Consider the following 7,702-nt stretch of genomic DNA (forward strand, 5'->3'; position numbering starts at 1 on the left):
CGTTCTACTTTGTCAGGAAGGTAAGGCCGAGCGTGGCCTCGACGACGGCCATGACGCCGACTGTCACGAACATCAGCAACACCGATACCGATGCGATCGTCGGGTCGAAGAACTGTTCCATATGCGCAAGGATCTGGATCGGCAGCGTCGAGATGCCCGGCCCGGTCAGGAAGACCGAAACCGACACGTCGTTGATCGAGGTGATGAAGGCGAGGATGAAGGCGGCAATGACCCCGGCCCGAATATTCGGCAGGACCACGGTCAGGAAGGTTTTCAGCGGCGGGCAACCCAGGCTGATCGCCGCCTCCTCGACGGAAAAATCGAAGGCCGCCAGGCTGGCGCCGACGACGCGCACCGAATAGGGCAGGATCAGCAACGCATGGCCGACCAGCAGGCTGATGAAGATCGGAAGCCCGAGGCCAATTGTGACCGATTTCATCAGCGAAAATCCGAAGACGATCTCCGGCACCAGGATCGGCAGGACGAAAATGGTGGAAAGCCAGCGCGGCAATTCCACCCGGTAGCGGTTGATCGCATAGGCCGCCGGGACACCGATCAGCAGGGACAGCGCCGTACCGAAAAAGGCGACCTGCAGGCTGGTCAGCGCGGTCGTGCGGAAGGCCTCGATCTCGAAGATATTGACGAACCAGCGCAATGTCAGGCCCTGCGGCGGGAAGGTCAGATAGGTCGTGTCGCTGAAGGCCGCACCCACGATGATGACCAGCGGTGCGAGCAGGAAGAAGAAAACGCAGGCCGCAAAGGCGGCGAGGATCGGGTGAACGCGCCTGTCCATCATACCGCCATCGGATTGAGCCGGCGTGCGATGCGGCTCATGATGAGGACGACGCCGAGCGTCAGCACCACCATGATGGCGGCGATCGTCGATGCGCCCACCCAATCGAAGGTCACCATGGCGCGCTGGTAGAGGAAGGTCCCCATCATCATCTGCTTTTCTCCGCCGAGCAGTTGCGGTGTCGCATAGGAGGTGAAGCTGCCGGTGAAGACCAGGACCGCGCCGACGATGAGGCCGGGTGTCGCGAGCGGCAGGATCACCTGAAAGAATGTCATCAGTGGTCTCGCGCCGAGCGAGGCGGAGGCGTCGATCAGATCGCGCGGGATGCCTTCAAGCACCCCGACCAGCGTCAGGATCATCAGGGGAACGAAGAGATAGACCATGGCGACGATGACCGAGCCTTCGGTATAGAGCATCGAAAGCGGCTCCCCGATAATGCCGGTCGAGATCAGCATGGCATTCAGGATGCCATTCTTCCCGAGAATGATCAGCCATGCGAAGGATCGGACGACGACACCCGTCAGCAGCGGAAAAACCGCTGCGATGATCATGATGCTCTTTGCGCGACCGGGCATTTGCGCGATCACATAGGCGGTGATGAAGCCCACAGTGAGCGAAATCGCCGTCGTGACCAGGGCGACCTCCAGCGTCCGATAAAGAACCGCCCGGCGAAAACCGCTGCTGAAGAATGTCACATAGGGCGCAAACACGCCCTTCGGCTCCGCGAACGTTGCCGCGATGGTGATGGCGACGGGAACGATGAGAAGCACAACGACGGCAATCGTCGCCGGCATCGTCAATCCCCACCTGGCAAAATGCTTCATCTTAAAACTCGTGGCATGTCCTGATATCACGAGCGCCGCATTTCGGATTCGGACGTGCGGCGCTTCCATGTCTGGCCTAGGTCTGGCCCAGGTCAGGCAATAAACCGGCCTCAGGCCGAGAATATCGCGCAGCTTACTGACCGAAGACTTCGTTCCACCGGTCGATCCAGTCGGCCTTGGCAGCATTCATCTTGGCATAGTCGATGCGGGTAAGGCCTGCCACCATATCCGGGCCATAGGTCCAGATCTTCGCCTGGTCCGGCGTCAGGCTGACCTTTGTCGAGATCGGCGCGTCGACGCCTTGTTCGGCTTCAGCCTGCTGGACTTCTTTGGACAGGATGAAGTTGATGAACTGATGGGCGAGTTCGACATTTTCGGAACCCTTCGGGATGTTCACGGTGTTCAGCGTCGCGATGTCGCCGTCCTTGAGCTTGGCCCATGTCATCGTCGGAACGGCCGCCTGCATCGATGCCAGGGTAAAGTCCTGGGCCAGCGCAACGCGAACTTCGCCTGTTGATATCAGGTTCACCAGCTCCGAGCCGGTGTTGTAGTTCTTGACGACATTGGGCTTGAGTGCCTCGATTTCCGCAAAGGCCTTGTCGGCGTCTTCATAGGCATCCGCACCGCCATGCTTGCCGGCTTCCAGCACGACCAGCGGGCCGGCCGTAGTGGTGATTCCGGGCAAGGAGACGGAGCTTTTCAGATCTTCGCGCCACAGGTCGCCCCAGGCGGTGATCGGTGGGTTGACCTTGGCGGAGTCATAGACAATGCCGACGCGTCCGATCGTGTAGGCAGGCCCGTATTTGCCCTGAGGCGCCTTGCCCAGCTCGTAGATATCAGCGAGGTTGGGGATCTTCGACGCATCGATTTCCTGGAACAATCCCTGTTCGATGCCGAGCTGCGAGAAGCTGTCTGTGAGATAGATGACATCGACGCCCTTGCCGTCGCGCAGTTTCAGCTTGTTGAGCCGGTCGGCATTGTTACCTGTCTCGAACACGATCTCGCAGCCGCAGATCTTCTTGAAGGGCGTGATGATGTTCGCATTCATCTTCTCGCCATTATAGCCCCACCAGGAGATGGTCAGAGTCTTCGATTGCGCATGTGCCGCAACGGTGCTGCCGACGGCGGCAAGCAGCGCTAGAGACAGGATTCGGGCAAAACGTCTGGCCTTCATGAGCAATGTCCTTCTGTGAAAAACGGATTTGATAATCGGGATCAACCCCCTGGATTTGAGGGATACTATTTTTTGATCGGTCAGGTCGCAAGCTCAATAATTGAGCAAATACGCTCTTATGCGGGGAATTTTCCCAGACCGATCCCGTCAGTAACTCCCGGTTGCCGACGCCTTGTCGCCGCTCACAAAACGTGTGGTTCGTCAGCGCTTTACACATCCGGGTGTGGTCTTTACGGTCCGGCGGTTCCAGCTTCTCACGGGCATTTCATTCATGGCCACTTCGCGCACTGCTCTTCCAGATGATCTGCTAATCAACGCGTCCGACGAGGTGCTGACGCGCCAGGATCTGGTGCTGACGGCGCTCGGACGCCGGCCCGCCGACAGGCTGTTGCGCGTGGGCAGGTTGCTCGATGTCCACACCAGGACATGGCTCGACGATCAGGAGATCGTCATCAAGGGCCGCCGCATCGCCTATGTCGGCCCCGCCGGCAGTTACGCAGGCGAGGTGAGCGAGCGCTTATCCGAGCCGGATCTTGCGGCCGTGCCGGGCTTCGGCGAGGCGCATAAACATATCGAAAGCTCCCACCTGACGCCCGAATGGGAGGCGGCTCTGGTGATGCCGCATGGCGTGACCTGGACCTGCGAGGCGAGCCACGAGTTTTCCAACGTCAACGGTGCCCGCAATCTGGAATTCTGGCTGGAAGCGCGCCGGCGCGGATCGCCGATGAAGATCTTTCCCCTGCCTGGCTCCGCCGTGCCTCCGACCGCCTATGAATGGGGTGGCGGCTGGTTCGGTTACGATGAGCAGAAGGCCTTCCTTTCCGAAAGCCTGATGGTCGCCGGGCTCGACGAGGTCATGGACTGGCCGTCCATATCCGATCCCGGCAATCCTTCCTACGATCGGCTATGGGGCATGATCGGCGCGACCTTTGAGCAGCGCGGCGTGGTCGAAGGCCACGGCGCCGGGCTGCGCGACATGGCCTCGATCAATGCCTTCGCCGCAGCGGGTCTCGCTTCGGATCACGAAGGCTGGTTTCTCGATGAGATCTGGCAGAAACTTCTCCACGGTCTTTTCATCGAGCTCAGGCCGCATTCCCTGCCGGAGGTGATCCGCGGCCTGATCGACAAGGGGCTGACGGACTGGTCGCAGATCGCTCTGGTGACCGACGACCGCAGCGCCTCCGACACACTGAAAATCGGCGCGACCGATCACAATGTCCGGCTCGCCATTGAAAACGGCCTTGCGCCGGAGATCGCCATCCAGTGCGTCACCCTTAATCCAGCACGCCATATGCGGCTGACGCCGTGGGTCGGATCGATCGCGCCGGGCCGTTTCGCCGATTTCGTTCTTCTCAGCGACGTCGCCAGCCTGTCGATCGAAAAAGTATGGGCGGACGGGCGTCCTGTGTCCGAGGGTGCGACATTCCTTGGCGTGCGTCCTGAAATCGATTGGCCGCAATGGGCGACGCGCACCGTGAAAATAGACAGGACGGTCACGGCTGACGATTTCCGTATCGAGGCGCCGCCGAACCGGACCACGGTCAACGCAGCACTTTTGCGGCCGTTTCACTGGCACGACGATTTCATCACCATGGAATTGCCGGTGGAGGACGGCGCCGTACAGCGGGATCCCGCGCGCAATGTCACCAAATTCTCTATTGTCGACCGGTTTTCAGGGGAGGCCAAGGTCTCCAGGATGTTCTGGCTGGGCACCGGACCGCGCACGCCGGAGACGGCGCTCGCCTCCACACTCGGGCACGACAAGCATAATATCTGGACGGTCGGCTCATCGGACGAGGCGATGGCGATGGCCGTGAATGCCCTGAACGAACAGCAGGGCGGCTGGGCGCTGGTATCCGGCGGCAAGATTCTCGCTCGTGTCCGCTACGAGGTCGGTGGTCTGATGACGGCGCGTTCGGCTGAAGCGCTGGATGCGGAGATGCAGGCGCTTTATGCGGCCGGCGCCGGGATCGACTGGATGTACGAGCCGACCTTCTCACCTCGATGGTGGCCGGGATTTCCCGAACGCCTGTCATTTGCGACGCTGACCTGCTCGCCCTGGCGCTGGGTCCTGGTCGCGCCGTCGGAGCTGGCGCGGGAGGGGTTCGTGAACGTGCTCACCGGCAAAACCCATCCGATCGTCTGGTGACGTAGTGGCCCGCCAAAATTCCACCTGATTGATCTTCTTACTGCAGCAAATAGAAAGCGTTAACCATAGTCTCGTAGACAACGAACAGGATCAAAGGAACCTGTGTTCGATGGCTACTGAAATGACCCGCCGGCCTGCCGGCGCCAATGAAGGCAGAATTATTGCCTTTCCTGCTGGAACCGGAACTGCGAATATTGAGCGTTGCGCTCGCGAACTCGGCCGCCGGCATGGCGCAGATGCGATAGAATTCTGGAAGGCCGAATGCCGCAGGCTTGCCGATCAGCTTCTGGCGGCCGGGATACCGGAGAGCGATGTCGGTCAGCGGGTGCTGCAGTTTCAGCAAGATGTCCAGAGCGAACTGGTCTTCAGCCATCAAAACGGACCACTGCCCAAGTCTCAAAACCGATAGCGGCAATCTCGCCGATGGCCGTCGTGTGCCTTGCGACTACCGCATTAGCCCGGCGGACCGGAGGGCGTCTTCAATGATTTTTTGAATGCCGCCACGATCGCTGCCCGTGCCAAATGGATCTGCAGCGTTTTCCGGTTGCGTAGCAGGGGCTTTCGTGTTGCGCCGTTTTTCAAATGAGGGCACCAGACCCCAGGACCTGGCAATTTCGACGGTCGAGGAAATTCCGACGTCAAGCATGAAGGGGCCGCTTGCCCCGTAGCCGGTGCCGACATCGAGAGGCGTGCCGTGACCCATTCCGGCAATCGTATAGAGCTCGATCACTTCGACACCATGAGCATCAGTCCAGACCTTTCGCTGATGTCGTCCGATATCTTCGACGCGCCCCGGCGATGCGTCGACGCCGTGGATATTTTTCCATTGCTCCACGATCGCATTCGCATTGGATGGCACGACGGTGCTGTCTGCTGTTCCCTGCCATATTGCTAATGTCGGCCATCGGCCCTTGTGTCCTGAAGCGTTTCTCAACCGCCGTTCCAGCTCTTTGGCAGTCGGGCCGCCATGGCCGCGCATTCGGTCGAACGCCTCGGGAATGGTTGCAGCACTTGCATATGGCAGGCCGGCAATGATCGCGCCACCCGCAAAAACCTCGGGATAGGTGGCAAGCATGGCGGCGGTCATGGCGCCGCCGGCCGAAAGCCCGGTCACGAACACGCGCCTGCTGTCGATACCGTGTTCCGTAACGACCTTTGCGATCATCTGGCGAATGGAAAAGACCTCGCCGTGATCCCGGCGAATGTCCTCCGGGTTGAACCAATTGAAGCAGAGATTTGCATTGTTTGCCCTTCGCTGCTCGGGAAACAGCAGCGCGAAGCCATAGTCCTCGGCCAATCCAGACCAGCCGGATCCGATATCATACCCGGCGGCAGTCTGGGTACAGCCGTGCAGGACAACGACCAGAGCCATATCTTTCCCGCGCTTCGACGGCAAATAGGTGTAGCCCCCCAAGGCGCCTGGGTTTGAGCCAAATGCGTCCAAGGCGACGAGATCGGGGCTGCCCTGCGTGGGTTGGGCGCGAAGGGTTCCTCGCAGCGCAGCAAGGCGTGCGAGGGTGTCTGACATAGATCTCATGAAAGTCTCCGCCAATCAGCAGCCGGGATGGCGGTGATGCTGAACTAAACGCGTCAGTCTACGAAATGGTTGCTGCGGTGCACAATATTTTTCAAGCCACCGGGCTTCTCAATGCATGGACACTTTTCTCATCAGACATCCAGCTTAGCGGCAGTCTTCTCCATGGTGCAAGCAGATGGGCGTCCGACCTCTGGATTGACATCGGCGGCGCCAGGAACTTCGGCCCGGATGTGGAGTTGATGTTGTCGATTGACAGCATTGACGCTGCGACCCAACGAGGCTTTTCAGATGTCGAACAAATCCAACTTCTTCTCTTCCTTTGCTACCGCCGTCGCCGATCTCTCGGGAAAGCCGTTCACCTTCGTAGCGGCTTTGGCGCTCGTGCTTGTCTGGGCGGTTTCCGGCCCTTTTTTCGGCTATTCCGAAACCTGGCAACTTGTGATCAACACCACCACCACGATCATTACCTTCTTGATGGTGTTCGTGTTGCAGAACAGCCAGAACCGTGACGGCAAGGCTCTGCAGGCCAAACTTGACGAACTCATCCTGACGAGTCAGGCGGCCAACAAGTTTGTCGGCATCGAAAAGCTGGAGGAGGGCGAACTCAGGGAAATGAGCAAGACCCTTGCCGAGAAAGCCGAATGCGTCGAGGAAAAGGCGGATGAGAAATCTGCCGCAGAGGCAGCGTCCGCCTAATTCGCCGTCTTTGAAATTTGGTCGTGGTGTTGCCGGCGCATTCCCTCGATTGCCTCGGCGTTTTTCTTCTCGACCGCAATCCAGTGGTTTCCTGCCTTGCTTGATCGGATCAGTTCGTCGAGCTTGGCATGCAGTGCCATTATGTCCCGATTTTGGGAGTTCTGCACCAGCAGCAAAATGAAAAATATAATGAGGGTACCGATCATGTTGGTCAGCAGAAACCACCCGCGTGGAAAGGAGAAGCTGAGACCGACTGCCGTCCATATGACTGCGAATGCGACCAGCGTGACAGGGACCACAGGATGCCCTGCCCATGAGACGGCCCAGTCAGAGATCTGTCGAAAGCGCCAGCGCATACGGCTCTCCACAGCGTAAAACGGAAGACGGAGAGGCTTCCATCACCTCGCCAGAATAGATAGGGCGCCGCAAACGACATAAAACCCGCGTTTCTGAACTGACCCCAATAAGTTGGACGGTTTAAAGGCTGGTTAGATTTAAGGGCTGAGTTCTGTATTGCACAGGGCTCAGC

The 7,702-nt window shown here is 59.3% G+C and carries 8 protein-coding genes; 3 read left to right on the forward strand and 5 right to left on the reverse strand.

The window, feature by feature from the left end; translation table 11 throughout:
- Positions 1-4: 4 nt before the first annotated feature.
- From BS629_RS21295 to BS629_RS21305, 3 genes are all read right to left on the reverse strand, one after another.
- Complete coding sequence (locus BS629_RS21295) at positions 5-796, reverse strand: ABC transporter permease (RefSeq protein WP_018241765.1); 792 nt, start codon at positions 794-796, stop codon at positions 5-7.
- Complete coding sequence (locus BS629_RS21300) at positions 793-1,617, reverse strand: ABC transporter permease (RefSeq protein ID WP_018241766.1); 825 nt, start codon at positions 1,615-1,617, stop codon at positions 793-795. The genes BS629_RS21295 and BS629_RS21300 overlap by 4 nt, the downstream gene beginning before the upstream one ends.
- Before the next feature lie 133 nt (positions 1,618-1,750).
- A complete protein-coding gene (locus BS629_RS21305) occupies positions 1,751-2,791 on the reverse strand; it encodes an ABC transporter substrate-binding protein (protein ID WP_018241767.1) in 1,041 nt (346 codons plus the stop codon).
- A 271-nt stretch (positions 2,792-3,062) separates the two neighbouring features.
- Between BS629_RS21305 and BS629_RS21310 the strand changes: the two genes are divergently transcribed.
- Together BS629_RS21310 and BS629_RS21315 are read left to right on the forward strand one after the other, a co-directional pair.
- A complete protein-coding gene (locus tag BS629_RS21310) occupies positions 3,063-4,940 on the forward strand; it encodes an adenine deaminase (RefSeq protein WP_245268225.1) in 1,878 nt (625 codons plus the stop codon).
- 109 nt (positions 4,941-5,049) lie between these two features.
- Positions 5,050-5,349, forward strand: coding sequence for a DUF6074 family protein (locus tag BS629_RS21315; protein WP_018241769.1), 300 nt, complete (start codon positions 5,050-5,052; stop codon positions 5,347-5,349).
- A 36-nt stretch (positions 5,350-5,385) separates the two neighbouring features.
- Here the strand turns inward: BS629_RS21315 and BS629_RS21320 are convergent, their stop codons facing one another.
- Positions 5,386-6,477, reverse strand: coding sequence for an extracellular catalytic domain type 1 short-chain-length polyhydroxyalkanoate depolymerase (locus BS629_RS21320; RefSeq protein WP_018241770.1), 1,092 nt, complete (start codon positions 6,475-6,477; stop codon positions 5,386-5,388).
- Between the two features lie 288 nt (positions 6,478-6,765).
- On the opposite strand from BS629_RS21320, the gene BS629_RS21325 reads away from it, so the two are divergent.
- The gene (locus tag BS629_RS21325) at positions 6,766-7,173 is read left to right on the forward strand and encodes a low affinity iron permease family protein (RefSeq protein WP_018241771.1); all 408 of its coding nucleotides are present in this window, start codon (positions 6,766-6,768) and stop codon (positions 7,171-7,173) included.
- Here BS629_RS21325 and BS629_RS21330 read toward each other — a convergent pair.
- A complete protein-coding gene (locus BS629_RS21330) occupies positions 7,170-7,529 on the reverse strand; it encodes a low affinity iron permease family protein (RefSeq protein WP_018241772.1) in 360 nt (119 codons plus the stop codon). The two genes, BS629_RS21325 and BS629_RS21330, sit on opposite strands and share 4 nt — an antisense overlap.
- Positions 7,530-7,702: the final 173 nt, after the last annotated feature.

The organism is Rhizobium leguminosarum bv. viciae USDA 2370 (assembly GCF_002008365.1).
GTDB classification, from domain to species: Bacteria; Pseudomonadota; Alphaproteobacteria; order Rhizobiales; family Rhizobiaceae; genus Rhizobium; species Rhizobium leguminosarum.

What these genes read in the sequence shown, in the direction of transcription:
- BS629_RS21320 (WP_018241770.1), bottom strand. Translation starts at nt 6,477, where the DNA reads ATGAGATCTATGTCAGACACCCTCGCACGCCTTGCTGCGCTGCGAGGA.
- BS629_RS21310 (WP_245268225.1), top strand. Translation starts at nt 3,063, where the DNA reads ATGGCCACTTCGCGCACTGCTCTTCCAGATGATCTGCTAATCAACGCG.
- BS629_RS21325 (WP_018241771.1), top strand. Translation starts at nt 6,766, where the DNA reads ATGTCGAACAAATCCAACTTCTTCTCTTCCTTTGCTACCGCCGTCGCC.
- BS629_RS21330 (WP_018241772.1), bottom strand. Translation starts at nt 7,529, where the DNA reads ATGCGCTGGCGCTTTCGACAGATCTCTGACTGGGCCGTCTCATGGGCA.
- BS629_RS21305 (WP_018241767.1), bottom strand. Translation starts at nt 2,791, where the DNA reads ATGAAGGCCAGACGTTTTGCCCGAATCCTGTCTCTAGCGCTGCTTGCC.
- BS629_RS21300 (WP_018241766.1), bottom strand. Translation starts at nt 1,617, where the DNA reads ATGAAGCATTTTGCCAGGTGGGGATTGACGATGCCGGCGACGATTGCC.
- BS629_RS21315 (WP_018241769.1), top strand. Translation starts at nt 5,050, where the DNA reads ATGGCTACTGAAATGACCCGCCGGCCTGCCGGCGCCAATGAAGGCAGA.
- BS629_RS21295 (WP_018241765.1), bottom strand. Translation starts at nt 796, where the DNA reads ATGATGGACAGGCGCGTTCACCCGATCCTCGCCGCCTTTGCGGCCTGC.